Origin of the sequence: Bacillus sp. AFS041924 (assembly GCF_002577195.1) — a bacterium.
GTDB lineage: Bacteria > Bacillota > Bacilli > Bacillales > Bacillaceae_G > Gottfriedia.
Genome location: NZ_NULG01000041.1, coordinates 1 through 26383, shown reverse-complemented (window position 1 = coordinate 26383; position 26383 = coordinate 1). Strand labels below are relative to the sequence as shown.

At 33.4% G+C, this 26383-nt stretch carries 27 protein-coding genes, 1 tRNA gene and 2 riboswitches; of the genes, 7 read left to right on the top strand and 21 right to left on the bottom strand.

Annotated features, from left to right (window positions below; all coding sequences use genetic code 11):
* Nucleotides 1–296: 296 nt before the first annotated feature.
* The 7 genes from COC46_RS13070 to guaA all read right to left on the bottom strand — a co-directional run bounded on the left by COC46_RS13070 (nt 297) and on the right by guaA (nt 9393).
* Nucleotides 297–1982: a glycerol-3-phosphate dehydrogenase/oxidase gene (locus COC46_RS13070; RefSeq protein ID WP_098810154.1), complete on the bottom strand. Its 1686-nt coding sequence runs from the start codon at nt 1980–1982 to the stop codon at nt 297–299.
* A gap of 131 nt (nt 1983–2113) precedes the next feature.
* Complete coding sequence (glpK, locus tag COC46_RS13065; protein ID WP_098810153.1) at nt 2114–3604, bottom strand: glycerol kinase GlpK; 1491 nt, start codon at nt 3602–3604, stop codon at nt 2114–2116.
* A gap of 18 nt (nt 3605–3622) precedes the next feature.
* On the bottom strand, nt 3623–4447 hold the full coding sequence (locus COC46_RS13060; RefSeq protein WP_098810152.1) for an MIP/aquaporin family protein: 825 nt from the start codon (nt 4445–4447) through the stop codon (nt 3623–3625).
* 326 nt (nt 4448–4773) lie between these two features.
* Nucleotides 4774–5331: a glycerol-3-phosphate responsive antiterminator gene (locus COC46_RS13055; RefSeq protein ID WP_098810151.1), complete on the bottom strand. Its 558-nt coding sequence runs from the start codon at nt 5329–5331 to the stop codon at nt 4774–4776.
* A 109-nt stretch (nt 5332–5440) separates the two neighbouring features.
* Nucleotides 5441–6769 (bottom strand): NCS2 family permease, encoded by a 1329-nt coding sequence (locus COC46_RS13050; protein ID WP_098810155.1) that lies wholly within the window; start codon nt 6767–6769, stop codon nt 5441–5443.
* A gap of 171 nt (nt 6770–6940) precedes the next feature.
* Nucleotides 6941–7039, bottom strand: a riboswitch (purine riboswitch).
* Nucleotides 7040–7297: 258 nt separating this feature from the next.
* Nucleotides 7298–7651, bottom strand: coding sequence for a VOC family protein (locus COC46_RS13045; protein ID WP_098810150.1), 354 nt, complete (start codon nt 7649–7651; stop codon nt 7298–7300).
* Nucleotides 7652–7857: 206 nt separating this feature from the next.
* Nucleotides 7858–9393 carry a glutamine-hydrolyzing GMP synthase gene (gene guaA / locus COC46_RS13040; protein WP_369700054.1) on the bottom strand — a complete coding sequence of 512 codons (1536 nt, stop codon included), beginning with the start codon at nt 9391–9393 and terminating at the stop codon, nt 7858–7860.
* Nucleotides 9394–9540: 147 nt separating this feature from the next.
* Nucleotides 9541–9643, bottom strand: a riboswitch (purine riboswitch).
* A 198-nt stretch (nt 9644–9841) separates the two neighbouring features.
* On the opposite strand from guaA, the gene COC46_RS13035 reads away from it, so the two are divergent.
* Complete coding sequence (locus COC46_RS13035; RefSeq protein ID WP_098810148.1) at nt 9842–10189, top strand: DMT family transporter; 348 nt, start codon at nt 9842–9844, stop codon at nt 10187–10189.
* Between the two features lies 1 nt (nt 10190).
* Nucleotides 10191–10511 (top strand): DMT family transporter, encoded by a 321-nt coding sequence (locus COC46_RS13030; protein WP_098120708.1) that lies wholly within the window; start codon nt 10191–10193, stop codon nt 10509–10511.
* A gap of 61 nt (nt 10512–10572) precedes the next feature.
* On the opposite strand, the gene COC46_RS13025 is transcribed toward COC46_RS13030, so the two are convergent.
* Both COC46_RS13025 and COC46_RS13020 read right to left on the bottom strand, forming a co-directional pair.
* On the bottom strand, nt 10573–11331 hold the full coding sequence (locus tag COC46_RS13025) for a peptidoglycan recognition protein family protein (RefSeq protein ID WP_141550899.1): 759 nt from the start codon (nt 11329–11331) through the stop codon (nt 10573–10575).
* A 330-nt stretch (nt 11332–11661) separates the two neighbouring features.
* Nucleotides 11662–12066: a hypothetical protein gene (locus tag COC46_RS13020; RefSeq protein ID WP_098810147.1), complete on the bottom strand. Its 405-nt coding sequence runs from the start codon at nt 12064–12066 to the stop codon at nt 11662–11664.
* Nucleotides 12067–12291: 225 nt separating this feature from the next.
* On the opposite strand from COC46_RS13020, the gene COC46_RS13015 reads away from it, so the two are divergent.
* Both COC46_RS13015 and COC46_RS13010 read left to right on the top strand, forming a co-directional pair.
* On the top strand, nt 12292–13143 hold the full coding sequence (locus COC46_RS13015; RefSeq protein ID WP_098810146.1) for an ATP-dependent DNA ligase: 852 nt from the start codon (nt 12292–12294) through the stop codon (nt 13141–13143).
* 492 nt (nt 13144–13635) lie between these two features.
* The gene (locus COC46_RS13010) at nt 13636–13824 is read left to right on the top strand and encodes a hypothetical protein (RefSeq protein ID WP_098810145.1); all 189 of its coding nucleotides are present in this window, start codon (nt 13636–13638) and stop codon (nt 13822–13824) included.
* A gap of 495 nt (nt 13825–14319) precedes the next feature.
* Here COC46_RS13010 and COC46_RS22205 read toward each other — a convergent pair whose 3' ends face one another.
* The 4 genes from COC46_RS22205 to COC46_RS12995 are packed head-to-tail and all read right to left on the bottom strand — an operon-like array spanning nt 14320 to nt 16734.
* Entirely contained in the window at nt 14320–14475 is a 156-nt protein-coding gene (locus tag COC46_RS22205) for a hypothetical protein (RefSeq protein ID WP_176545143.1), read from the bottom strand.
* 19 nt (nt 14476–14494) lie between these two features.
* Nucleotides 14495–15379 carry a hypothetical protein gene (locus tag COC46_RS13005; protein WP_098810144.1) on the bottom strand — a complete coding sequence of 295 codons (885 nt, stop codon included), beginning with the start codon at nt 15377–15379 and terminating at the stop codon, nt 14495–14497.
* Nucleotides 15372–16292, bottom strand: a complete 921-nt coding sequence (locus tag COC46_RS13000) for an ATP-binding cassette domain-containing protein (RefSeq protein ID WP_176545142.1) — start codon at nt 16290–16292, stop codon at nt 15372–15374. The genes COC46_RS13005 and COC46_RS13000 overlap by 8 nt, the downstream gene beginning before the upstream one ends.
* A 40-nt stretch (nt 16293–16332) precedes the next feature.
* Nucleotides 16333–16734 (bottom strand): hypothetical protein, encoded by a 402-nt coding sequence (locus tag COC46_RS12995; RefSeq protein ID WP_098810142.1) that lies wholly within the window; start codon nt 16732–16734, stop codon nt 16333–16335.
* Between the two features lie 73 nt (nt 16735–16807).
* Here COC46_RS12995 and COC46_RS12990 point away from each other — a divergent pair, with 73 nt between their 5' ends.
* Nucleotides 16808–17317: a tyrosine-type recombinase/integrase gene (locus COC46_RS12990; RefSeq protein ID WP_255294899.1), complete on the top strand. Its 510-nt coding sequence runs from the start codon at nt 16808–16810 to the stop codon at nt 17315–17317.
* 230 nt (nt 17318–17547) lie between these two features.
* On the opposite strand, the gene groL is transcribed toward COC46_RS12990, so the two are convergent.
* Together groL and groES are read right to left on the bottom strand one after the other, a co-directional pair.
* Nucleotides 17548–19173, bottom strand: a complete 1626-nt coding sequence (gene groL / locus COC46_RS12985) for a chaperonin GroEL (protein WP_098810141.1) — start codon at nt 19171–19173, stop codon at nt 17548–17550.
* A gap of 53 nt (nt 19174–19226) precedes the next feature.
* Complete coding sequence (gene groES / locus COC46_RS12980) at nt 19227–19511, bottom strand: co-chaperone GroES (RefSeq protein WP_025672094.1); 285 nt, start codon at nt 19509–19511, stop codon at nt 19227–19229.
* 274 nt (nt 19512–19785) lie between these two features.
* Between groES and COC46_RS12975 the strand changes: the two genes are divergently transcribed.
* Nucleotides 19786–20457, top strand: a complete 672-nt coding sequence (locus COC46_RS12975) for a CPBP family intramembrane glutamic endopeptidase (RefSeq protein ID WP_098810140.1) — start codon at nt 19786–19788, stop codon at nt 20455–20457.
* Nucleotides 20458–20492: 35 nt separating this feature from the next.
* Here COC46_RS12975 and COC46_RS12970 read toward each other — a convergent pair whose 3' ends face one another.
* On the bottom strand, nt 20493–21119 hold the full coding sequence (locus tag COC46_RS12970) for a redox-sensing transcriptional repressor Rex (RefSeq protein WP_098810139.1): 627 nt from the start codon (nt 21117–21119) through the stop codon (nt 20493–20495).
* Nucleotides 21120–21280: 161 nt separating this feature from the next.
* Here COC46_RS12970 and COC46_RS12965 point away from each other — a divergent pair, with 161 nt between their 5' ends.
* Entirely contained in the window at nt 21281–23206 is a 1926-nt protein-coding gene (locus COC46_RS12965; protein ID WP_098810138.1) for an ABC-F family ATP-binding cassette domain-containing protein, read from the top strand.
* Between the two features lie 215 nt (nt 23207–23421).
* On the opposite strand, the gene tsaD is transcribed toward COC46_RS12965, so the two are convergent.
* The 5 genes from tsaD to COC46_RS12940 all read right to left on the bottom strand — a co-directional run bounded on the left by tsaD (nt 23422) and on the right by COC46_RS12940 (nt 26361).
* Nucleotides 23422–24444 (bottom strand): tRNA (adenosine(37)-N6)-threonylcarbamoyltransferase complex transferase subunit TsaD, encoded by a 1023-nt coding sequence (gene tsaD / locus COC46_RS12960; RefSeq protein WP_369700053.1) that lies wholly within the window; start codon nt 24442–24444, stop codon nt 23422–23424.
* Nucleotides 24441–24893: a ribosomal protein S18-alanine N-acetyltransferase gene (gene rimI / locus COC46_RS12955; protein ID WP_098810136.1), complete on the bottom strand. Its 453-nt coding sequence runs from the start codon at nt 24891–24893 to the stop codon at nt 24441–24443. Before rimI ends, tsaD begins: the two co-directional genes overlap by 4 nt.
* Nucleotides 24894–24902: 9 nt before the next feature.
* Complete coding sequence (tsaB, locus tag COC46_RS12950; RefSeq protein WP_098810135.1) at nt 24903–25595, bottom strand: tRNA (adenosine(37)-N6)-threonylcarbamoyltransferase complex dimerization subunit type 1 TsaB; 693 nt, start codon at nt 25593–25595, stop codon at nt 24903–24905.
* On the bottom strand, nt 25576–26043 hold the full coding sequence (gene tsaE, locus COC46_RS12945) for a tRNA (adenosine(37)-N6)-threonylcarbamoyltransferase complex ATPase subunit type 1 TsaE (RefSeq protein WP_098810134.1): 468 nt from the start codon (nt 26041–26043) through the stop codon (nt 25576–25578). Before tsaE ends, tsaB begins: the two co-directional genes overlap by 20 nt.
* A gap of 242 nt (nt 26044–26285) precedes the next feature.
* Nucleotides 26286–26361: transfer RNA gene (locus COC46_RS12940), tRNA-Asp, on the bottom strand.
* Nucleotides 26362–26383 lie beyond the last annotated feature (22 nt).

Here is a 26383-nt window from a genome sequence, read left to right as displayed (position 1 = left end):
TTAGTTTTCAAAGTTCACTTATCGTCGCTCAGAAGCGACTTTTAAATCATACCATTTAAAGCTTGTTTTAGTCAACAACTTTTTAAATGTTTTTGATTTTTATTTTCGTTTTGTTTTCCCTCGTTTGGGACAACATAGAATAATATATCAGCTATTTAAATGAATTACAATACCAAAATAAAAATACCATTATTCAGAATGTTTCATTTAATCGTGTACTTTACTAACAACAGTGACAGTATTCACCTTAATATAACAAATTAAAGGATGCCTCTTTATGAAGCATCCTTTGATTCTTATGCCAACGTTGCATTCTTCTTTAATTTTTCAATTGGTTTTACTGCTTCTACTAATGCTTGCTCTAACTCTGCAGTGTATTTTGCTTTTTGTTCCTTACTCCACTCAAGCTTTATTGACATAAATTCAATTACTGCGTCCTTCCATTCATATACCCAGTGAATATTAAAGAACAATGCCCCGGTACGACGTATAAAAAAGTCGACTGGTTTTACAACCATCTCAAAGTCTATTGCATATAACAGCGGTGCAAAGACATCTATAGGTAAATTATTTTGATATGCCACCATTCTTTGTTGACTTGCTATCTGAAATAGCGTATCAACATTGGATCCATAAAATTTTGTAAAACGTTCAGCTTGAATTTCTGACAAATCATACTTGATTCCTTCTTTGGCTTTTTCAGAAATATATTTAGAAAATTGTGATGCTCCACCTACATGTCCACCAGAGATTGGCATATGTTTTGTCTTACTTTTTATATAGTTAGAATTGCATCCTTCCTTTCTTAATAATTCGGTTATATAGTCGACTACCGTCTCGGCCATTTTTCGATATCCTGTTAACTTTCCACCAGCAATTGTAATTAAGCCAGAATTTGAAGTCCAAATTTCATCTTTGCGTGATATTTCTGATGCATTTTTCCCTTCTTCATATATTAACGGACGTACTCCTGCCCAACTTGATTCTATATCCGTTTTCGAGATGTTTAATGTTGGAAACATATAGTTGATCGCATTAATAATATAGTTACAATCTTCGTTCGTCATTTGTGGATTTACAGCATCTTCATTATAAAATGTATCCGTTGTACCAACATATGTCTTTCCATCCCGAGGAATCGCAAATACCATACGTCCGTCTGGCGTATCAAAATAGATTGCTTGACCGAGCGGAAAACGACTATGATCAATAACTAAATGAACACCTTTGGATAGCTGTAGTACTTTACCTCTCTTTGAATGATCCATTTCACGTAGCGAATCAACCCAAGGTCCCGCTGCATTTACAATTTTCTTACCGTATACTTCATACACTTCACCATCTAATAAATCAAAAACCATTACACCGCAAACTTTACCATCTTTATATAAGAAACCATTTACTTTAGCATAGTTCACTGCCTTCGCCCCATGAGCGATTGCTTCTTTCATTACCTCAATTGTTAGACGAGCATCATCTGTGCGGTACTCTACATAGTATCCGCCGCCTTTTAACCCATCTTGTTTTACAAGTGGCTCTTTTCCGATCGTTTGTTTACGATTAAACATTTTTCTGCGTTCACTTCTTTTTACACCAGCTAGGAAATCATAAACTCTTAATCCTATTGAGGTACTAAATGCGCCAAATGTACCACCTTTATGGAAAGGTAATAACATCCATTCTGGAGTTGTGACATGTGGACCATTTTCGTAAACTATTGCACGTTCTTTCCCAACTTCTGCTACCATTTTTACTTCTAATTGTTTTAAGTATCGTAATCCACCATGTACAAGCTTAGTTGAACGACTAGAAGTACCTGCTGCAAAGTCTTGCATTTCAAATACGATTGTTGATAATCCACGTGTAGTAGCATCTAATGCAATACCAGCTCCAGTAATACCTCCACCGATTACGATTACATCTAATTCTCTTTTATTTACTGTTTTTAAGACATCTTTTCGTTGTGTACCTGAAAATTTCATGGCTTTTCCTCCTTAAATACGAAAAAAAGAGACCACAAACATCACTATAGAAATTCTTCTATAGCATGTTGTGGTCTCTCTAAATCTCCTACCGAAATATTAACTTGTTTCTATTTTAACACTATACTATGTTATTTAAAAGCTTTTGTTGCTTCGATTGCTTTTTTCCATCCACTGTATAGTTCTTCTCTTTTTTCATCTTGCATTTCTGGTTTAAATCTCTTATCCATATTCCATTGTTTTGAGATTGTTTCTTGATTTTCCCAATAACCAACAGCTAAACCTGCTAAATAAGCTGCACCTAAAGCTGTTGTTTCATTTACTTCAGGACGTTCAACTGGAACATCTAATAGATCACTTTGGAATTGCATTAAGAAATTGTTCTTAACTGCTCCACCATCAACACGTAACGTTTTTAGTTCAATACCAGAATCAGCTTCCATTGCACATAAAACATCTTTTGTTTGATAAGCTAACGCTTCCAGTGTTGCACGAATAAAATGTTCCTTCGTTGTTCCACGAGTTAATCCAAAAACTGCTCCGCGTACTTCGCTATCCCAGTAAGGAGTACCTAGACCAACAAATGCAGGTACGATATAAACTCCATCTGTAGATTCAACCCTAGTAGCATAATCCTCACTATTACTAGCGTCCTTAAACATGCGCATACCATCACGTAACCATTGAATAGCAGAACCTGCTACGAAAATACTTCCTTCTAAAGCATATTCAACTTTTCCGTTTAGGCCCCATGCAATCGTTGTTAATAAGCCATGATTAGATTTTACCGCTTTTTCACCAGTATTCATTAACATAAAGCAACCAGTACCATAAGTATTTTTCGCCATTCCTTCGCCAAAGCAAGCTTGACCAAATAACGCAGCTTGTTGGTCACCAGCTATCCCTGCAATTGGTACATTTTGACCAAAGAAATGGTAATCAACAGTATGACCATATACTTCAGAAGAAGATCGCACTTCTGGAAGCATACTTTTTGGTACTGTTAGCATTTCTAGTAGTTCATCATCCCATTTTAATTCATGAATGTTATACATTAATGTACGCGATGCATTTGAATAATCCGTAACATGGACATTGCCACCAGAAAGTTTCCAAACAAGCCAAGTATCAATTGTTCCAAATAATAATTCGCCACGTTCTGCTTTCTCTCTTGCACCTTCAACATTATCTAGAATCCACTTAACTTTTGTTCCAGAGAAATAGGCATCAATTAAAAGACCTGTTTTTTCATGAACAACCTCTCCATAGCCTTTCTCTTTTAAATCATCACATATCTCACCCGTTTGACGTGATTGCCACACGATCGCGTTATAGATTGGTTTTCCAGTTGTTTTCTCCCATACAACTGTTGTTTCACGTTGATTTGTAATACCTATACCTGCAATTTGCTCAGGTTTTACATCTGCTTCACTTAAACAAGTAGCAATGACAGCCAAAATTGATCCCCAAATTTCTTGAGCATTATGCTCAACCCATCCTGGCTTTGGAAAATGCTGTGTAAATTCTTTTTGTGCAACATGAACTATTTTGCCATCTTTATTAAATAGTATTGCACGGGAACTTGTTGTACCTTGATCTAAAGAAAGAATGTATTTATTCATAATCGTCCCATCTCCTCATTAAGCTACTACTTTTCTATTTTTTGTATGAATTTGACTCTTTTTACTTGTCAAATAAGAAACTATTAAAATACCAACTGTTACAATTCCTACATACATAATTGCAGAGTTATGCTTACCTTCAAAAATAATTTGATAGAATAATCCTGCAAGTGATCCTCCTAATACTGGCCCAACAACTGGAATCCAAGCATATTTCCAATTCGAACCTCCCTTACCGGGAATAGGTAATAAAAAGTGCGCAATGCGCGGCCCTAAATCACGAGCTGGATTAATTGCATAACCAGTCGTTCCACCTAATGATAAACCAATGCTAACAATTAAGAAACCTACGATAAAAGGATTTAAACCATCTGCAAATTTATTTGAACCAATTGCTAAAATACCAAACACTAAGATGAACGTTCCAATCAATTCACTTAAAAGATTTGCAAATGTATTAGGTATAGCAGGACCTGTTGCAAATACACCTAATTTTGTTCCTGGATCTTCTGTTTCTTTCCAATGCGGTAGGTAATGTAAAGAAACAATTGTTGCTCCGATCATCGCACCAATCATTTGTGCTGCAATGTACTCGGGTACTTGACTCCATGGAAATGAGCCTTTAAAAGCTAATCCTAATGTAACAGCTGGATTTAAGTGCGCTCCACTAATACTTCCTACTGCATAAACAGATATTGCAACTGCTAGACCCCATCCTAGCGTTATTACAATCCAACCTGAATCCTTAGCAAATGATTTTTTTAAACTTACTCCTGCACAAACTCCTCCACCTAAAACAATTAGCAAAGCAGTTCCTATTAATTCCCCTAAAAATGCTGACATAATTTCACTCCATCCACATTCAATTTAAGATTTTAGTTTTCTCGTGAACGAAAATAAATCGAATGGCCATTCTTTTTAATAATAACTCTGTTAATATTGGCTGTTGATTTAATGAAAAGAAGTATTGAGACGCTAAGTATGATATTAGTGCGCACCAATTATTAACTGAGCCTAAAAACAAAAAGAACCACAATCAATCAGTTTCTATTAATAAATAGAAACAATTAATTGTGGATCTCTTCATTTCTCCGTCACGTTTATTAACTTGTCTTTTATGCTAACCTCAAATGAAAGCGGTGTCAACATGATTTTTCACATTTTGGACATTATTTTAGGAATTTTTTCCATAAATCTTTGTCCGACGTTGTGATTGCTGTAGCACCAGCATTCAAAGCTGCATCCACATCTTCAACAGTTTTAATAAATCCACCAGCTAAAATAGGTATACCAGTTCTTTCTTTTACCTCTGCAATAACATTCGTTAGCGCTCCTGGTAGTACTTCAATATAATCAGGTTTTGTTTTTTCTAATAGCACTAAACTTTTTTCCATCGCTCCAGAATCAATCAAAAAAATCCGTTGGATAGCAATAACCCCTTTTTGCTTAGCTTTTAAAATAACATTGGATTTTGTAGAAAGTAATCCATCTGGCTTGTATTCTTGACAAAGAAATTCCGCTGCATGCCCATCACTTTGTAAACCATGTATTAGGTCGACATGTAAAAATACTTTCTTTCCATGTTGCTTAGCAAGAGAAACAACACTTTTCAATTGACCGATATGAATATCAAGAATAACAATATATTTATACGAAGTAGTTAATAATTTTTCTAAATCCTTTATTTTTCTAACTGCTGGTAGAATTTTTTGTTCATGAAAACCCATCAATATGACTCCTATAGTATTTTATTTTTTATAGTACACAATATAAAAAAAAAGAAAAAGCCTGTACAAGAAAGAATTTTCTTTGTACAGACTCTTTTTAATTTAGGTTCTACTCTCTGAAATAGACTAAGAATAAAAGGAATACTACAAACAATACGTACATTACTGGATGGATTTTTTTCGTTTTTCCAGCAGCGATCATTGAAATCGGATAGAAAATGAAACCAACTGCGATACCAGTTGCAATACTATAAGTTAATGGCATTGCAATGATTGTAAAGAATGCTGGAACAGCAATTTCGAATTTTTTCCAATCAATTTGACCAATTGACGAAACCATTAAAACTCCGACTACTATTAATGCAGGTGAAGTTACCGCTGCAGTTACTACTCCTAAAAGTGGAGCAAAGAATAATGCTAATAAGAATAAGATACCAGTAACTACTGCAGAGAAACCAGTACGGCCACCAGCAGCTACACCAGCAGTTGACTCAATATAAGAAGTCGTAGTACTTGTACCTAAAGTTGAACCAACTACTACAGCTGTTGCATCAACCATTAATGCTTTACCAGCTCTTTCAAGCTTGTTCTCTTTTAATAAACCAGCTTGGTTAGCTACAGCAACTAATGTTCCAGTTGCATCAAAGAAATCTACAATAAAGAAAGTTAATACTACAGCAAACATTTTACCTGAAGTGAAAACATCTGGAATATGTTTAATTGCTTCACCGAAAGTTGGAGCAATACTTGGTACTGGACCAACAACTGAAGATGGTAAATCGATTATTCCAAAAATCATTCCTGCAATAGCAGTGATGATCATTCCTAAAAATACACCAGCTTTTATTTTACGAGCCATTAATACAACAGTAATGATTAATCCGAAAATCGTTAATAATACAGCTGGTTCATTTAATTTTCCTAATGAAACGAATGTTGCTGGATTACTTACGATAATACCTGAATTTTTCAAACCAACAAATGTAATAAAGAATCCAATACCACTACCAATTGCTAATTTCAACTCAATCGGAATTGCATTAATAATTAGTTCACGAAGACCTGTTAATGAAAGAATGATAAAAATGATACCTGATACGAATACGCCAGCTAATGCCGTTTGCCATGGTACACCCATTCCAAGAACTACGTTAAAAGCAAAGAATGCATTTAATCCCATACCTGGTGCTAAAGCAATTGGATATTTCGCATATATACCCATTAAAATCGATCCGTATGCTGCAGCTAAAGATGTGGCAACAAAGATCGCTTCTTTATTCATTCTTAAAGCTTCTGGGAAATCTTTTATATCTGATAACGATAATATCGATGGATTTACGAATAATATATATGCCATTGCTAGGAATGTAGTTAATCCAGCAATTGTTTCTTGACGAAATGATGTGCCTAACTTGTTGAACTCAAAATAATTACTGATACGTTCTTTCATGTGATCCTCCTAAGTTTTAGTCTTAAAAGTCGGTCTCTATTTTATAAAATAGAAAAGGCACTTTTACACATTAGTAAAAGCGCCTATCACGAGTAGTTTCATTCTGAACTTATTAACCCTTGAATAGTAGAATAATAGCAAATTAATGGGGTTAATAACTTTCAGAAATCATTACTTCGTAGTCCGCCGTTTACGGTGGCGGGTAGAGACGCTAGTCCATATTCACTAGCATATACGACAAGTTATGACAAATTATTTATTTAATTTACATCCTTATATTACAATCAGATTTAATTAGTGTCAACAAAAAAAACGAACATTTTTAATAAAATATTCGCCTTCGTTCGTTTTTACCATATTTTAGTTATTGAATCATACTTTTTCATTTGGAAATTCCCATTCCGGGCATTTAAATTAATTAATAAACTATAAATTCTAATAATTATTGTACTATAAACTGCTCCATAATAAAAAATTTAATAGAGAAATTTATCATATCAAAAAATTTACTTATACCTATTTCTTCTCCCAAAGCTCAATCCATCTACCATCTGGATCTGAAATCCATGCAAATGCTCCATACTCACTAATTTCAGGATCCTTTAGTAACTTTACACCAATTTTATTAAAATGATTTACCCATTCATTAATATCATCTACCTGCAAATTTAGCATGACAGATTGTTCTTTTGGAAAATACTCACTATCGTCTTTAAATAGAGAAAATATTGTTTCGTTATCTGAATCTGGTTTAATAATTGCTCCATTCCACTCTTCTAGAGAGATTAGCAATGTTTCTTTGTACCATTTTTTTAAAGCTTCTATATCATTAGTTCTCCAAAAAATACCACCAAATCCTTTAATTCTCATTCATCAAACCTCCAACTTAATTAAATATGTATATATTTCATTTCTAAAAAACTCAGCTACATCTCTAAAATGCACATTTCTCCAAGCGAAGATACCAATGTGCCCACAATCTTCTATTAGACATTTTTTCTTATAAACCTTTTTTGTGTATTCAAAATAAAAAAAGGCTATAACCTCTTTTGAAAAAGAGATTGTAGCCTTTTGTATTATTCCCACTCAATCGTTGCAGGTGGCTTACTAGTTACATCATAAACTATACGGTTTACATGTTTAACTTCATTTACAATACGAGTTGAGATCTTTTGAAGTACATCCCAATCAATTCGTGCCCAGTCAGCAGTCATTCCATCAATAGATGTTACTGCACGAATACCAACAGTGTAATCATAAGTACGTTCGTCACCCATTACTCCAACACTACGGATGTCAGGTAATACTGTGAAATATTGCCAAATTTCTTTATCTAAACCAGCTAAAGCAATTTCTTCACGTAAGATAGCATCTGATTCACGAACAATTTCAAGTTTTTGATCAGTAATTTCGCCTAATACACGAATACCTAGACCTGGTCCTGGGAATGGTTGTCTCCAAACGATTGCATCTGGAATACCTAGCTCAGATCCAACTGCGCGTACTTCATCTTTAAATAATGTGTTTAAAGGTTCGATTAACGTGAATTGCATGTCCTCAGGTAATCCACCTACATTATGATGTGATTTAATTGTTTGAGCTGTAGCCGTACCGCTCTCAATAATATCTGTATAAAGAGTTCCTTGTGCTAAGAAATCCATACCTTCTAATTTAGCCGCTTCATCATCGAATACATAGATAAATTCATTACCGATAATTTTACGTTTTTCTTCTGGATCAGAAACTCCAGCAAGTTTACTTAAGAAACGCTCTTTAGCATCTACTTTAATTACGTTCATATGGAAGCCTTCGCTAAACGTTTTCATAACGCCTTCAGCTTCATCTTTACGTAATAAACCGTGGTCAACGAAGATACATGTTAATTGATCACCAATTGCTTTGTGAATTAATACCGCAACAACTGAAGAATCAACACCACCACTAAGTGCACAAAGCACTTTTTTGTCACCAACTGTTTTACGAATTTTTTCTAGTTCAACTTCAATATAGTTTTTCATTGACCAGTTTGCTTCACATTCGCAAATATTGAATACGAAATTCTTTAATAGATCATTTCCATATTCAGAATGACGTACTTCTGGGTGGAATTGTACACCGTACATTTTTTTAGCTTCGTTACTCATAGCTGCGATTGGACATGAAGCACTTGTAGCATCTACAACGAATCCTTCTGGTTGTTGAGTTACTTTATCACCATGACTCATCCAAACTATGTGATCTGAAGGTAAGTCTTTTAATAAAGCAGACGGATTTTGAATAGTTAATTCAGCTTTTCCGTATTCACGGTTGTCAGCTTTAGCAACAGTTCCACCAAAATGTTGCGTCATTAACTGCATTCCGTAGCAAATACCTAAAATTGGAATTTCTAAATCGAAAATAGCTTCATCACAGAAAAATGCATTTTCACCATAAACGCTATTTGGTCCGCCAGAGAAAACAATCCCTTTTGCGCCCATTTGTTTAATTTCCTCTGCAGTAATTGTATGAGGACGTAATTCACTATAAACGCCAAACTCACGGATACGGCGTGCTATAAGTTGGTTATATTGACTACCAAAATCTAGTACTACAATTGTGTCATGTTGTTGCAAAACGGTCACCCCATCTATAAAAATTGAATTAACGTATCAGTTAAACTGATACTATTTTTCCCAAAAAAAATAAAAAAAGCCGATTTTCTACTCTTTTTACATACGAAAAATACGCATAAGAAGGCAGAAAATCAGACTTATAGTTAAACAAAGTCAGACTGCCTTCATAGTCAGGGCATGTTACGGCGCCCCGGTAGAGACTCTCGACCCGTATTGTCGAGGATATATGAAGAATAATGACGAATATTGTATTATTGTCTCATTCTAACACGTATAATTTTTCGGTCAAGATATTTCACAGCATAAAAAATAAATTTTCGTGTAAACTTTGCAACTTGTCATGAATAAGATTTTAGTGTATCGTTTAACTAACGAACGGTAGGTAGTTTAATGTGGCAAATAGATAATGAAGTAATTAATATAGTCTTCTATAAAGGGGAGGATTTTTATGAGTTGGATTTACTTAGTAATAGCTGGAGTATCTGAAATTGCTTGGGCATTTGGGCTTAAGTACTCAGAAGGATTTACAAATGTATTACCAACCATTTTAACGATAGCTGGGATCTTGTTCAGCTTTTATTTATTTTCCAAAGCAATTAGGGATATTCCAATCGGAACTGCCTATGCAGTTTTTACAGGAATTGGCGCAGCTGGAACCGTTATTATAGGAATGTTATTTTTAAATGAATCAGCCTCACTATTAAAAATCATTCTTGTCATTACATTATTGTCTGGAATTATTGGCTTAAAATTAACTTCAGATGACAAAAAGATCGAAAAAGGAGATGCAGCATAAAATGGCTTGGTTATTTTTATTTATTGCAGGCTTGGGTGAGGTTGGATTTGTCATATTTATGAAGCTATCTAATAATTTTAAAAAACTTAATTACTCCATTTTATGTATTTTATCTGGATGGACTAGTTTTTACTTATTATCAAAGGCCTTAAAAGTTATCCCCGTCGGTACCGGTTATACCATTTGGACTGGAATAGGTGCCGCTGGTTCCGTTTTAATTGGAATGCTGTTCTTTAATGAATCTCGTGAATGGAAAAGACTGTTTTTTATTACATTAGTAATTGGCTCTGTAGTTGGCTTAAAGATCATCTCGCCACATTAAGAAAATCCCTAATCATAACGTATTAGGGATTTTTTGTTGAATAATAATAAGGTAACGTTTATTAAAACAGTTTACCCCATGTATTTTTCCCAACAATTCCATCTACAACTAGTCCATTACTTTCCTGAAATTTTTTAACTGCATTTTCTGTAACGGGACCAAATATTCCATCGACAGTTATTTTAAGTTTTTGTTGAACCTTTTTTACAGATTCGCCTCTTGAACCGATCTTTAGTATACCAGGGTATGGAATAGAATCTGTTGGGGTTTTCGGGGGATTTAATATCGCATTGACTTGTGTTTTAAACTCGTTAAACTGCTCTGGCTGATCTATGAATGTTTTTGGACATGGTTTATGTGTAATATCGTAATGCCTTACAATATCATTTGCAGTTAATTTAAACATCTTACACAATTCAGCAATTACCCTAACCGTACGTGAAAATGTATATTGTGAAATTGTACCATCTCTTTCTACACACATTTCAACACCAATTGAAAGTTTATTTGCGTTTGGTGCGAGTTCGGGCACTCCCCTATATACGCCGCCATTACTATTTCGTTCATAATGATCATTTGCATGATACGCTACTTCATTAAGCGGAATAATACAGATTGCCTCTTTTGAATCAACAAATATATGAGCGGATGCATATGTTTTATTTTTTATCGCTGTACCATTAAAATACCTCTGATGGCTTTCTGCACTTGCCCCCGGATTGGCTGTCCAATGCAGCACAATTTTTTTTACTTCTTTTATTTTAATAGACGGCCGCGTATACTTGTTCATCGAAATAAAATCATTTCTCCAAGTTGCCAAATTTAGCACTCCTTTTCTATTATTAGGGCATGTCCAAAACAATCCACCTCGGAATACTTGGACATGTATATTAATACAGTATTCGGAAAGATGATTTTCGTTACAATATAAAAAGGAGAGTATTAAATACTCCCCTCTGTGTGTAGACAAAGTCCCAAAAATTTGATTATCAGACTGATTGCAAGCGCTTGTCTTTCGAGGCGCGAAGCCTGATGAGGAGCGGAGTTACCTTAAACGGTAATGAGCACCGCTCAACAGGCGAAGCAACGAAGAAAGCGAGCGTTTGGCGGCAGTCTGTGGAGAGTATTAGATACTCCCCTTGCACTAATACTATTTAGTTTTCAATGGTTTAACATAAATTGCTTGTGAAGAATTAACTGATATACATCCATCTAAATCCTCTTCATTTAACAACCCCAAACTAATAGCAGACTTAATTTTATCTCCATCTGGTTTTTTGACAATTTGAATTAAATCGGATAAGTTTAATTCTTCTAATTTATTAATTGTCTTTTCTTCATTAAATTTCTCTCTTTTTCTTATGATTCGTTCGAGTTTTAAGTTATTAATGACAAGTTCACCTTTTTCATTCATTCCTACTTGATGATCAAAATATCCATGAAAGACCTTTTGTAATTCTTCTAACTGGTTTTCGATATCCTTCTTTTTTTGACTCAAATCATAGTATTGATTCAACATTGGTTCGGTAATTTTGAAATTATTTTTCCTTCCCATTTCATAACACCACTTTTCACAAGAAGATAATTTATCTTATTGTGAAATTAGACGAGTTATGACTTGAAATACATAAGAAATAAAAGTAAATTAACAATTGGAAGACATAAATAACCCGACTGATGCTATGTGAAAAATCAATAATATATGTTAATTTAGATAAGACAATGAAGAAAGGAATCATGATTATAATGAAAATCAACAATCATGATAGCGAAATGAAAAATGTTTATTGAACCAATGCTATTACAAAATGCTGATAATTCATTTGACTCCGATCATCATTATTTTGAACTAAAATCAAACGGTGTTCGAATGATGCTTGAAAGACAAAACGGAAAGAATAAACTTTATAATCGAAATGGCACTGAGATCACAGAAAGAATCCCTGAACTTGAAAATATCGATTTAGATGATTGTTATTTAGATGGTGAATTAGTTTGTTATAGTGACGGAAAAGAGGATTATGAAGCAGCTACCAATCGAGTAAGCTTTATACAAGAAAATAAAATATTACAAGGAAGTAAGCAATTTCCCTTAACATATATCGTGTTTGATATTTTACGTCTTAAAAATAATAATTTAATGAAAGAACCATTGTCTTATCGAAAGAAAGTCCTTTCAGAAATTCTAGTAGATCAAGACTCAATCAAAAAAAGTTTTTTTATCGAGTCTGAAGGTAAAACGTTTTTTGAACAAATTAAAACCCTTGGACTAGAAGGAATTGTTGCTAAATCAAAAGATTCTACTTATGTCCCGGCACACCGATCACTAAATTGGTTAAAAATTATTAACTGGAGATATGGCAATTACTTTATAACAGGCTATAAAAAACAAGGTATGGGATTATTAATCTCGGAATTAATAAATGGCGAGCTGGTAAATGTGGGGTTAGTAGAGTTTGGAATGAATACTGGTCAAAAGACGGCATTCTTTAGTATAACCAAACATATAAAAACCGGAGAAGATAAAAACTATATATATGTAGAGCCTTTTGTTCGATGTGTGATAAAAAGTAGAGGGCAATTAAATAACGGAGAATTAATTGAACCGATATTCCATGACTTTATCGTATAACTACTCAAGCACCCCCCTTTAAGTAGAAAGTTTTAAGAGGTTATTTATATAGCCTTTACACTTCCTTGAAGGGGTATTGTATTTTAGGAGTCTATCTAAATATAAGCCATAATATGAATAACCAAAACGGGATCGAAAATAAGAGACCAAAAAGACACCCTCTATATAAACCAAAATTCATCTAAATCATCCTTAAAAAGTTATTTAATCTACTCGCAAAATAACATCGGAAATTTTCTACTATTATCAATTTAATATACATATTTAGTCAATACTTAGTCAATGTAGCCTAAGTCTTATTTAATACATCCCCCTCCTTCTAATACCAGTTTAAAAGTATGAGTTCTATTAATTCTTTGTATCTACTCCACAAATCATAAATAATAAGATCCGTAAAAATAAAAAACCACTTCCATGAAATCGACTTGATGTCTCTTATAACAATAGCGATGCAAATTTTATATAACGGGTTCGTTAGATGTATTTTCACTTTTGAAAGAGCTGGGTTTTCTCGATGGCGAAAAAGGGAATTGGTCTTTAACAGAAGTAGATAAAAAAGTTGGTGGTGCAGTCAGGCTAATAGATAATGGAGAGAGTGGAAGCTATTACGTCTCATGGAACCAGATATCGTGGGAGGAAAAAATATCCGATATAATAGTCGATATATTGAAAAAGAAATAATCCTTTAATTACTAACGGGTGCTTATGCACAACAACGTACTACTATAAAAAGCTCAGAGTATAAGAACTCGGAGCTTTTTTTGCGTGCTAATTTTACTGCTAAAGTGTTTGCTAATTCAGTTGCGTATTTCTGTGCGAAAAGCACTTCTAATTCGAATTTTGTTCTTCAAAACCGAACCCGTTAAATTTCATATGCGTCGCTTTTGTTACACATTCCAAATGTGTGGATTGTATTTGACAACCTATGAGTTGCTGGTGAAATTACAACATTACTACAAATATTATTAAAAATAAAAAAACAGGAAGTTCAATAAAGAATCTACCTTTTTTTGATCAAGTGTGAAGTACTCTTTTTAATACATATTCGTAATAAATTAATAAGTTTGTTTAGTACCATTTCTAACTTGTTTTGTAATATGAGTACCACTTTATGCCGTCTCTTTCCTGAAAGACTAGCAATTATTATATTAAAGATACTAACAACTCATTCTCTAATTAAATATCTGTGTATACACTTTTAAAATTAATTATACTTGAGGTGCTAGTAGTTGTCTCTTTTTTTACAGGCTTAAAAACTAAAGTAAACAAAATTACTCCTAATAATAATATCGATATTATAATTGCTAATATTTTTACGACTTTATTTTTCATATAAGAAGCCCTCCTAAATTTATACAATTTGTTTTTTAGAGAAATAAAAACTAAAAATACTTAAAACTATATTTAATAATAGTATCAAGATTAGAGACATTATAGGAGAAATCTCCACATTAGTTAATATTGTCGGCCTTGCGAAAGAGTTTTGAAATATAAGAAAGTTATGTTCAATTAGTACTCCTATCCATGTTGTTGGAAATAAATACTCTAAAGAAAAATTAGCAAAAAATCTCTCAATATAAGGAACTAAAAAGGCAATTATCCCACCAACTAAAGTGCTTCTTGTTATTAAAGAAAATATTAACCCTAAAGTTCCATAAAAAAATAATGTGAAGCTTGCTATTACCATTTGATAAAATACATTTATATTAATAGTTTCTAACCCTATAACTTCATTTTGGTGAAGCTCCTTTTTCGCCCACAATAAAGAGAAATAGCCCTCGACATAACTTACTATTGATACAAATATAGACATCATTACAGCAACTAAAAAAAGAAGTATTAATTTACTACCAACAGATTGAGCCCATCCATAATGACTCGCTCGTATTTGGACAGTTCTTTGTTTGAACTCACTACCAACTAAAACAGCACCAAATATTCCAAATAGTATTGATCCAATCATAATGAGTAAAATAAGATTATTGTTAACTAATGCTAGTGGATTAATTACTTTAGCAAGTTCTTTTAATTCGCCTAAAGGTTGTGAAATATCTATTTTACCATCAGAAGGAGTGCTATGAGATAAAACTTGGAAAATTTGATTATCTAATTTTTGAACTTCCATAATTGAGAAAATCATACTATAGATAAGTAGAATTAAAAAAAGTGAAAAAAGTATCCAAGTTATTTTATATTTTCTAATTAATTTAAATTCTATAATTGCACTATTAAGCATATGCTGGTATCTCCTGTTTCTGCTTCTCCTTTTTATTGATTATCTCTTTATAAATGTCTTTTAATGAAGGAGTTTTAATTAAAATATCAAATATGTATATATCTTGTTTATAAACAGCGTGTAAAATTGAATTAATATCATATTCTTCTATAATTGGAATACATACGTAATTTTGATTATTAATATTTATAATTTCAGATGCAACAAATTCTTTAGTGACTAATTCTGGTTTATCTACTAATAATTGAACATATCTTCTAGACTTTATTTTTAATTCGCGAATACTTCTTTCTTCTAGTGCCACACCATCTTTTATTATTACGATATTTTCTGCTATTTCACTAATTTGTTCAAAGTCATGACCTGTAATTAAAATAGTTGCACCGTTTTTAGCCATGGTTTGTAGTTGTAATTTAATTAACTCCCAAGAAAATGGATCCAAACCTATAGTCGGTTCATCTAAAATTAAATACCTAGGTTTACGTATTAATGCTGCAGCAAAAGCCAACCTATGTCTTTGGCCTAAAGAGAATCCTTTAGCTTTCGTATTCATTAAAAATTTATCTAATTTTAAATTTTCCTCTAACTCCAATTTAATTTTATTATCTAGTTTTCTAATCCCAGATAGTGCTATAAGATTTTCATAACCATTAAGGTTTTCATAAACAGGAGGTTCATCTAATACAACCGCTATTTTTTCTCTAACTTCATAAATTGATTTACCGCCAAAAGTAATTGAACCACTTAAAGGTTTTAATCTTCCTGTGGCCATTTTTATCCATGTGGTTTTACCTATCCCATTTTCCCCAGCTAAATATGTAATACTAGAGGAATGAGCTTTAAAACTCATTCCTTTAAATATTTTTTTAGAGGGATAGTCGAAGATGATGTTTTTTGATTCAATATGATCCATTTTCTTGTATTTTCCCCTAACATTTAAATTTGCAACAAAATTATTTCCATGTACCGTTTTTATACACATCAGTTACTAATCGAGATGAATAATTACTTCCTACAGCTCCCCAAGGTGTAGGAACACCAAAATAAAATTTAACTAAGCTATTTGATCTACCTGAAGATGAGTCATACCAATCCCATTTTGAACTAGTAGAACTTACGCCGTTAAGTGGAGCAGTCCAATAGTCAGTATAAATAGCTTTGTTAGACAATAACTTTGTTCCATCATAAGAAAAAACTGTAGTTGCAGTATGAGTTGCTACAGTTAACCCAACTAAACTTTTATAAGAAGATTTTTTAGTAATTGTCTTAGTAGCAGCATGCGATTCATTTGCCCCTCCAATGGTAAAACAACCAATTGCAAACGCTGTAAATAGAATTTTTTTAATATTTTTCATTAAAACAGCCTCCAATAATTTGTAAAATTTGTAATACATTCCACATTTTACCATTCTCTATTAAGGATTAGAATTGTTTTTTTTAAAAATTCTAATATTTTTATCTATAAATCCCAACAAAAAGTTATTTTGGGAAATTAATTCTAGAAAAAAGGACGGAATAAGTCCTCGTTATCAAAAAGCTTTAAATGATTTAAAAGTGAAAGGTTATGCGGACAACACGCTCGATGGTGTCCACCGAAAGGGTCGCATGATTTTCCGAAAAGCTCTTGAAATGAAAATCATAAAATCTGATCCTACGGAATTTGCATATCTTAGGAAGGACAGAAAGACTATCGAAGAACTAGAAGAACAAGAGCTCTCTAAATACATGGAGAAAGATGAGCTAGCAAAATTTATCGCCACTGCAAAAGATAAGGGATTAGATATAGATTACTTAATTTTCCTTACTCTCGCTTACAAAGGGATGAGAGTTGGAGAATTAGTAGCTTTAAAATGGAGAGATATTAACTTTAAGGATCGAACTATTTCTATTACAAAGACACTCTATAATCCTAACAACAATACAATACTTCCTTATTAGCTGAAGCAGGCGTTAGTCACGAGCAAATTATGGAACGTTTTGGCGACAGTGATGACGGAATAACAAAGGATGTGTATCTACATGTGACAAAAGAAATGAAAAAAGAGGCTTCTCAGAAATTTAGTCAATTAATGAGAAGCCTCTAATTAGGTCTTATATGTTAGCAAAATGTTAGCATGCCTACGAATTACCTTTCAAAAACCACTGATATCAACGGTTTTCCACAAGTATTACATCATGCCGCCCATGCCCATGCCGCCCATGTCAGGCATTGCTGGAGCATTTTTCTCAGGAATGTCAGCTACTACTGCTTCAGTTGTTAAGAACATAGCTGAAACAGATGCTGCGTTTTGAAGTGCAGAACGTGTAACTTTAGTTGGGTCAACGATACCTTCGTCAATCATGTTTACCCATTGTCCGTTAGCAGCATTGAAACCAACGCCAACTTCCGCACTTTTTAATTTTTCAATAATTACTGATCCTTCTAAACCAGCATTTGTAGCGATTTGACGAACTGGAGCTTCAAGAGCACGTAATACGATGTTGATACCTGTTGCTACGTCACCTTCTGCTTCGATTGCAGCTACTTTAGTGTATACGCTCATTAATGCAGTACCACCACCAGCTACAATACCTTCTTCAACTGCAGCACGTGTAGAGTTTAATGCATCTTCAATACGTAATTTACGTTCTTTTAATTCAGTTTCAGTTGCAGCACCAACTTTGATTACTGCTACACCGCCAGCTAATTTAGCTAAACGCTCTTGTAATTTTTCGCGATCGAATTCAGAAGTAGTTTCTTCTAATTGAGCACGGATTACACCGATACGTTGTTGGATCGATGCTGTTTCACCAGCACCTTCAACGATTGTAGTGTTTTCTTTTGTTACTACAACTTTTGAAGCGCGACCTAATTGAGTGATGTTAGTTGTTTTAAGATCTAATCCTAATTCTTCTGTAATCACTTCACCGCCAGTTAAGATTGCGATGTCTTCTAACATTGCTTTACGACGGTCACCAAAGCCAGGAGCTTTAACAGTAACTGCATTGAATGTACCACGTAATTTGTTTACGATGATTGTTGCTTGTGCTTCACCTTCAACATCTTCAGCAATGATTAATAGTGGCTTACCTTGTTGAACAACTTGTTCAAGTACTGGTAAGATTTCTTGGATATTAGTTACTTTTTTATCTGTAATTAAAATATATGGGTTTTCTAATTCAGCAACCATTTTCTCTGAATTTGTAACCATGTATGGTGAAGAGTATCCTCGGTCAAATTGCATACCTTCTACTACTTCTAATTCAGTTGTGAAACCTTTTGACTCTTCAAGAGTAATAACTCCGTCGTTACCAACGCGCTCCATTGCTTCAGCAATTAATTGACCTACTTCTGGATCCGCTGAAGAAATTGCAGCAACTTGTGCGATTGACTCTTTGCCTTCAATTGGTTTTGAGATTGTTTGTAATTCTTCGATTGCTACAGCAACCGCTTTTTCGATACCTTTACGGATACCCATTGGGTTTGCACCAGCAGTTACGTTTTTAAGACCTTCACGAATCATAGCTTGCGCTAACACTGTCGCAGTAGTTGTACCGTCCCCAGCAACATCGTTCGTTTTGCTAGCAACTTCTGCTACTAATTTTGCACCCATGTTTTCGAATGCATCTTCTAATTCGATTTCTTTTGCGATTGTAACACCATCATTTGTAATTAATGGAGAACCGAATTTTTTTTCAAGAACTACGTTACGTCCTTTTGGTCCTAAAGTTACTTTTACAGCATCAGCTAAAGCGTCTACACCACGTAGCATTGCGCGACGTGCTTCTTCACCAAATCTAATGTCCTTTGCCATGTAAATGACCTCCTTATAATTTAAAAATTATATTTTTTAATTTAAGTATTTTATTAACCTATGATTGCTAGAATATCGTTTTCGCGAAGTACTAAGTATTCAGTACCACCATATTTAACTTCTGTACCTGAGTATTTAGAGAAGATAATGCGGTCACCTACAGATACTTCTAAAGCAACGCGCTCACCATTTTCAAGTACACGTCCAGTACCTACTGCAACAACTTTGCCTTCTTGTGGCTTTTCTTGTGCACTACCTGGTAACACGATACCACTAGCAGTTTTTTCTTCAGACTCAACAAGCTCAATTACAACACGATCACCTAATGGCTTTAACATGTGTAATACCTCCTCAATAATCAAATCATTATTTTTTAGCACTCATGTATATTGAGTGCTAACACAATTATTAGTTTAAATAATATCAAAAAATTTTGCAAGTCCGAAGCAGGCACTTTTCTTGTCGAAATTTAATAAGTTTTATTTTTACAATTTAAAAATAAAATAAAAAGTGTAAATTTCTTTTAAGAAACTAAAGAAACGAGTAAAATAATGTACATGTTGTTATAAACCTTTGGGTTATGAAAAATATCAACACAAAGGAGCTATCGTATTGAAAACTAGAGATTTATGGATTTTGTTAACGTATGCCGTTATTCAATATTCAGCAGTATTTGGAGTTCCCTATTTATTGAATAGTGCTTTATATGCTGGAGTGGATCGGAAAATTGCTTCTCTTGAAGCGGTGGCATTATGGGGCTGTATTAGCTTCGTAACTGGATTAATTATTATACTTATCTTATTACATAAGCCTATTTATGAAGGAATGAAGAATCTTAAAACGAATTATCGTACAATCATTAATTGGGTTATTTTAGGTTATTTCATTACAATGCTAACTCAAATTGTTTGTAATTTAATTTTAATTTATGTATTCGAATTACACCAGGGATCAGAAAATACTCAAAATATCTTAAAAATCGCTAAGCTTAATCCTGCATTTATTATTATACCAAGCCTAGTTGCACCGATATTGGAAGAGATTATATTTCGTCGAATCATTTTTAAGAAGCTCTATAAGCGATTACCATTTATTGTTGCTGCTGGGATCAGTTCTACAATCTTCTCGTTTATGCACGGAGACTTACCATTCTTTTTATCTTACTTTCTAATCGGATTTGTATTTTGTTACTTATACAAACGTACAAACTCCATTATGGTTCCAATTTTAACACATATGTTAATGAACTCATTTGTAGTTTTCCAACAGATTAATTTACATTAAAAAAACCCCCAATCGTGGGGGTTTTTTATTTCCATTTATTGTTGTAAAAAATAGGCCAGTGTTTGCAGTTCAACTGCTAAATCTATATGATGTATGCGAATATGCTCTGGTACACTAATACGTGCAGGAGTAAAATTCAAGATTCCTCTAATATTTTTTCCATTTAATCGATCTGCTATTGATTGTGCTACAGGTGCAGGAACAGTTAATATAACGATTTGTATATCGTCGTTCATAACTTCTTCTAGATTATCTAGATTATAAACAGGTACTCCACCTATTTCAGTACCAATTTTATTCGGATCAATATCAAATGCCATTTCAATTTTGGTATTATTATTTTTTATAAAATTATAATGTAAGAATGCAGTTCCTAAATTACCTACACCAATTAATGCAACCTTCATCACTTCATGTTGGTTAAGCGCTTTCGAGAAAAAAGTTAGTAAATAATTTACGTTATAGCCATATCCCTTTTTACCAAGCGCTCCAAAATAAGAAAAATCTCTTCTGATTGTAGCCGAATCTACCTTTACTGCTTCACTTAACTCTGCTGAAGAAACTCTTTGTTTACCTGATAAAGACAAATTCTTTATAAAACGGTAATATAAAGGTAGACGTTTAGCAGTAGCTTGTGGAATTTTAATTTGTTCCGAATCCATTTTTTAATCCCCCACTTACTGTAATTCTTTTTACTATGGTGTGTAATTTGACTTTATTTTAGTAATAAAGTACTTGTTCTAATGTAAAATATACACTATATTTAAGAATTTTGACAGTCTACAGTTACATAGTTAAAAAATTTTGCAATGAGGTGTTATCAATGATTCTTTTACAAGTAAATAATGTCTCAAAATATTTTGGTAGTGACATTATTCTTTCAAATATAAAATTAGAAGTTCAAACTAATGATCGAGTTGCGATTGTTGGACGTAATGGTGCCGGTAAATCGACATTACTGAAAATAATAGCTGGTGATTTGTCTTATGATGGCGGTGAAATAAATAAGCCTAAAGATGTTACTGTAGGCTATTTAGCCCAAAACTCTGGTTTACAAAGCGATAAAACGATTTGGGAAGAATATTATTCAGTATTTAATCATTTAGTTGAGATGCAGGAGAATATGAGAAGATTAGAGCTTAAAATGACTCAAGAGGATGTCTACTCTAATCAGGCTGTGTATGACAAGATTATGAATGAATATGATCACCTTCAATATACCTTCAAAGAAAACGGTGGTTACCAATTTGAAGCTGATATTCGTTCCATTATAAGTGGTTTAGGTTTTAGTAATGAAGATTATCAAACAAAAATTTCTTCATTGAGCGGTGGACAAAAGACCAGATTGGCTCTAGGTAAACTATTATTGACGAAGCCTGATTTATTAATTTTGGACGAACCTACGAACCACTTGGATATTGATACACTTAGTTGGTTAGAACGTTATTTACAGTCCTATCCTGGTGCAGTTCTAATTGTTTCGCATGACAGATATTTCCTTGATCAAGTTGTTAATATTGTTTATGAGATATCAAACCATAAACATCAAAGATTTGTTGGTAACTACAGTAAGTATCTAGATCTAAAAGCTGCACAATACGAACAAGAACTTAAACAATTTGAAAAACAACAAGAGGAAATCGCTAAGCTTGAAGATTTTGTACAACGTAATATTGCACGTGCCTCTACTACTAAAAGAGCACAAAGTCGTAGAAAACAATTAGATCGAATGGTGCGAATAGACAAGCCACTTGGAGATGATTCTTCAGCTAATTTTTCATTTACAATCGAAAAGCAAAGTGGAAATGACGTATTGTCTGTACAGGATTTATTTATTGGTTATAATCGTATCCCTACAATTAATCAAACAATGAAATTCGTATTGAATCGTGGAGACAGTGTCGCTTTAGTCGGTCCAAATGGTGTAGGAAAATCGACATTACTTAAGACAATTATTGGTGATTTAGAAAAGTTACAGGGAACGATTGATTTTGGTGCAAATGTTTCGGTCGGTTACTATGATCAAGAGCAAGCCAAATTAACTTCTAACAAGAGAGTTTTAGACGAGCTTTGGGATGATTATCCATTAAAGCCTGAACAAGAAATTAGAACAATATTAGGTAATTTTTTATTTTCTGGTGATGATGTAACTAAAATCGTTACCTCTTTAAGCGGTGGGGAAAAAGCAAGATTAGCTTTAGCAAAGCTTATGATGAAGAAAGCTAATTTCCTAATTCTTGATGAGCCTACTAACCATTTAGACTTGGATAGTAAAGAAGTGTTAGAAAATGCTTTGTTAGATTATCCTGGTACGATTTTATTTGTTTCTCATGATCGCTATTTTATGAACAGATTATCCACAAAAACTTTTGAACTAGCAAAAGAAGGATTAACAATTTATTTAGGTGATTATGACTATTATCGATTTAAGAAAAATGAAGCATTCGAAAAAGCACAGGCTGAAAAAGAAGCTACATTAGAACAAGTTAAACAGTCGTCCCAACCACTTACTGATTATCAACAAGACAAAGAACTTAAGAAAAAACTTCGCCAAACCCAGCGTCGTATTGAGGAAATCGAAAGCAATATCTCGCAATTTGAGCTTGATATAGAAACAATCGAACTAGAATTATGTAAGCCAGAAGTTTACGGTGATTTTCAATTAGTACAAGAATTAACGAGTAAGAAAAATGATATCGAAACTAAGTTAATAGACCTAATGGAAGAATGGGAGAACTTACAAGAATAGTGATTAAACGGATATGCTTTTAGCTATCCGTTTTTCTTATATACATAATTATCCACAAATATTCATTTGTAATTTAGCTTTTACACAGGTTTATACACATTATCCACAGAAAAACATCAATGTTATACACATTTTTGTGCACATAGTTTAATAAGTTCTTAACAAATAAAAAGTACTTATCCACATTTTATAAAAAAATTGTGAATAAGTACTTCTTACATATTCTCTAAATCCAATCCAGGATTCCCGTTCAATGCCAAATTACCTATTTTCCCTTGTTTTAAACGGATAAATGCAGCGGCTCCAATCATAGCAGCGTTATCAGTACAAAGTGATAATGGTGGTATAATTAATTCTATATTATTTAATTCATTCATTTCATTTTGTAATGTAGCCCTCAGTCCTTTATTAGCTGCCACTCCGCCGGCTAATAAGACTTGTTTTACATTATATTCTTTTGCAGCTTTAATTGTTTTCGAAACGATTACTTCAATTACACTCTCTTGGAAACTAGCAGCTACATCAGCTGGTGACACTTCCTCGCCTCTTTGTTCAGCATTATGCATATAATTAATAACTGCGGACTTTAATCCACTAAAACTAAAATCATAGCTACCTTCTTCTAACCATGCTCTAGGAAAAGGAATATTTGCAGTTCCTTCTTGTGCTAGACGATCAATATGAGGACCTCCAGGATAAGGTAATTTAAGCGTTCTAGCAACCTTATCATAAGCTTCACCTGCTGCATCATCTCTAGTTTCGCCTATTACTTCAAACATACCGTCTTCTTTCATGTAGACAAGCTCTGTATGTCCACCAGAAACCACTAAAGCTAATAATGGATATTGTAAAGGCTGAACTAGTTGATTTGCATAAATATGACCTGCAATGTGGTGAACCCCTATAAGAGGTAGTCCATGTGCAAATGCAATTGCCTTTGCAGCACTTACTCCAATTAATAATGCCCCTACAAGTCCAGGTCCTTCTGTAACAGCAACGGCAGCTAAATCTTCATATTTGACCTTTGCTTGCTTCATAGCTTCTTCAATCACTAAAGTGATTTGCTCAACATGTAATCGTGAAGCAACCTCAGGAACAACCCCACCAAAACGTTTATGAATATCAATCTGAGTCGCTACTACATTACTTAAAATTTCATTTCCATTTTTAACAACAGCTGCTGAAGTTTCGTCACAGCTTGTCTCTATAGCTAAAATTAAACCATTTTCATTTATCATTTCAAATTCACCCACATAACTAATGCATCCTCATAATTATCAGTATAATAGCTTTTTCGAATTCCTCCATCTTGGAAACCTAGCTTTCGATACAGCCCTTTTGCTACATCATTTGATACCCTTACTTCCAATGTTAATGTTTCTGCTCCAAGGCCTTTAGCAGTTTCCATTACTGCTCGCAGTAACTTTTCACCAAGACCTTTTCCTCTATAGTCAGGTAAAATTGCTATATTTGTAATATGTCCCTCGTCAATGATTACCCATAGTCCACAATAACCAATTATTGTCTCATCAACTTCAGCAATTATATAATTGGCAAATTGATTTGAATATAATTCATTATAAAAAGCATCATATGTCCATGGTGTTGCGAATGATTTTTTTTCAATTTCCATTATTTGATCTAAATCTTCTTCATTCATTTTTCGAAAAGCGACCGATGAGATCATAGTATCCTCCTACTTTTCTTGGCTAGCTAGCCAATTAGCTTCAGCTTCTGATAACCTTAAATATTCTGGTGAAAAATTATGAACAGATTCCTCATTTTCCTCCAAACTACAAGTAAACAGTTCACTTGGTCTTTGGTTATTCATACTATCTTTTACAAAAACGGCTTTATCTTTTAAATGCTCAATAATAAACTCTTTATGGATTGATACATCATTACCAATTAATAAAATTTGTTCATTATATGACTTAAGTTTTTCAACCCAGGCACCGCGATCAATATTACAATCCTCTAATATACTATTAGTTTTTTGCCCTCTAAAATCATACAGACCCGTAAATAATAAATTACGTCTTGCGTCAAAAATTGGACAAACTAATCCATTAAAGTATCGCCCATTAGCAGCTAATACCTTTAGACTTGATACACCAGTAATTGGAATACTTAAAGTAAAGGCTAATGTTTTTGCTACTGTGACACCAATACGTACTCCCGTATAAGAACCTGGTCCTTTTGCAACGACTATTTTAGTTAGTTCCTTTGGTTTTATATTACATTCTTCCATTAATGCATTAATTGCCGGCATTAATCGCACAGAATGGTTTTTATTAATAAATGTTATCGTTTCTCCAATAACAGATTGGTCTTTAATTAAACTAATCCCCATAACATTTGTGGATGTATCAATTGCTAAAACGGTCATTGTTTATTAACTCCTTACAAATAAATTCATACCTTGCTCCATGGGGAATAAAAGTAAGCATTCTACCATTTTCTTCATGAGTTATTATGATTTTTAAGAATTCATTTGGTAAGTAATCTTCAATTAAATGTGCCCATTCTACAACACAAACACCTTCACCCATAAAATACTCATCAAAGCCTAAATCTTCATTACTACCTTCTAAACGGTACACATCCATATGATATAAAGGAATTCTACCTTTATATTCTTTAATAATATTAAAAGTTGGACTATTAACCGTTCTTTTTACATCAAGACCTTTCGCAAATCCCTTTGTAAAGGTTGTTTTGCCCGCGCCAAGATCTCCTTCTAATAAGAATACATCTTTTTGTTGTACTAGTTGTCCGAGAAAAAATGCAATTTCTTGAGTTTCTTCTTCAGTATTTGTATGTAAAACAATTTCCAATTACTTCACCACCAAAATTCTAACTCGTCTATTTCTAACTTTGCCATATTATATCATTTCAAAACATTATGTGATTGTCAAACAGTATTATACTTTGGAATAGTTTAAATAAACTACTGATTTTAATTTTTTTACAAGAAATACTTCTTCAAAATTCTAATATATATTCAAAAATTCTTCATTAACTCTCATAATATAAAAAAAACGAAACAATTTTTTGTTTCGTTTAAGAATCGTATGTATGGCGGTCCCGACCGGGATCGAACCGGCGATCTCCTGCGTGACAGGCAGGCATGTTAACCGCTACACCACGGGACCATTTTGGTTGCGGGGACAGGAT

Coding starts and splice junctions, on each gene's coding strand:
- COC46_RS13070 (WP_098810154.1), bottom strand. CDS start 1,982: ATGAAATTTTCAGGTACACAACGAAAAGATGTCTTAAAAACAGTAAAT.
- glpK (WP_098810153.1), bottom strand. CDS start 3,604: ATGAATAAATACATTCTTTCTTTAGATCAAGGTACAACAAGTTCCCGT.
- COC46_RS13060 (WP_098810152.1), bottom strand. CDS start 4,447: ATGTCAGCATTTTTAGGGGAATTAATAGGAACTGCTTTGCTAATTGTT.
- COC46_RS13055 (WP_098810151.1), bottom strand. CDS start 5,331: ATGGGTTTTCATGAACAAAAAATTCTACCAGCAGTTAGAAAAATAAAG.
- COC46_RS13045 (WP_098810150.1), bottom strand. CDS start 7,651: ATGAGAATTAAAGGATTTGGTGGTATTTTTTGGAGAACTAATGATATA.
- COC46_RS13035 (WP_098810148.1), top strand. CDS start 9,842: ATGAGTTGGATTTACTTAGTAATAGCTGGAGTATCTGAAATTGCTTGG.
- COC46_RS13030 (WP_098120708.1), top strand. CDS start 10,191: ATGGCTTGGTTATTTTTATTTATTGCAGGCTTGGGTGAGGTTGGATTT.
- COC46_RS13020 (WP_098810147.1), bottom strand. CDS start 12,066: ATGGGAAGGAAAAATAATTTCAAAATTACCGAACCAATGTTGAATCAA.
- COC46_RS13015 (WP_098810146.1), top strand. CDS start 12,292: ATGTTTATTGAACCAATGCTATTACAAAATGCTGATAATTCATTTGAC.
- COC46_RS22205 (WP_176545143.1), bottom strand. CDS start 14,475: ATGAAAAATAAAGTCGTAAAAATATTAGCAATTATAATATCGATATTA.
- COC46_RS13005 (WP_098810144.1), bottom strand. CDS start 15,379: ATGCTTAATAGTGCAATTATAGAATTTAAATTAATTAGAAAATATAAA.
- COC46_RS13000 (WP_176545142.1), bottom strand. CDS start 16,292: ATGGATCATATTGAATCAAAAAACATCATCTTCGACTATCCCTCTAAA.
- COC46_RS12995 (WP_098810142.1), bottom strand. CDS start 16,734: ATGAAAAATATTAAAAAAATTCTATTTACAGCGTTTGCAATTGGTTGT.
- groL (WP_098810141.1), bottom strand. CDS start 19,173: ATGGCAAAGGACATTAGATTTGGTGAAGAAGCACGTCGCGCAATGCTA.
- groES (WP_025672094.1), bottom strand. CDS start 19,511: ATGTTAAAGCCATTAGGTGATCGTGTTGTAATTGAGCTTGTTGAGTCT.
- COC46_RS12970 (WP_098810139.1), bottom strand. CDS start 21,119: ATGGATTCGGAACAAATTAAAATTCCACAAGCTACTGCTAAACGTCTA.
- COC46_RS12965 (WP_098810138.1), top strand. CDS start 21,281: ATGATTCTTTTACAAGTAAATAATGTCTCAAAATATTTTGGTAGTGAC.
- tsaD (WP_369700053.1), bottom strand. CDS start 24,444: ATGATAAATGAAAATGGTTTAATTTTAGCTATAGAGACAAGCTGTGAC.
- rimI (WP_098810136.1), bottom strand. CDS start 24,893: ATGATCTCATCGGTCGCTTTTCGAAAAATGAATGAAGAAGATTTAGAT.
- tsaB (WP_098810135.1), bottom strand. CDS start 25,595: ATGACCGTTTTAGCAATTGATACATCCACAAATGTTATGGGGATTAGT.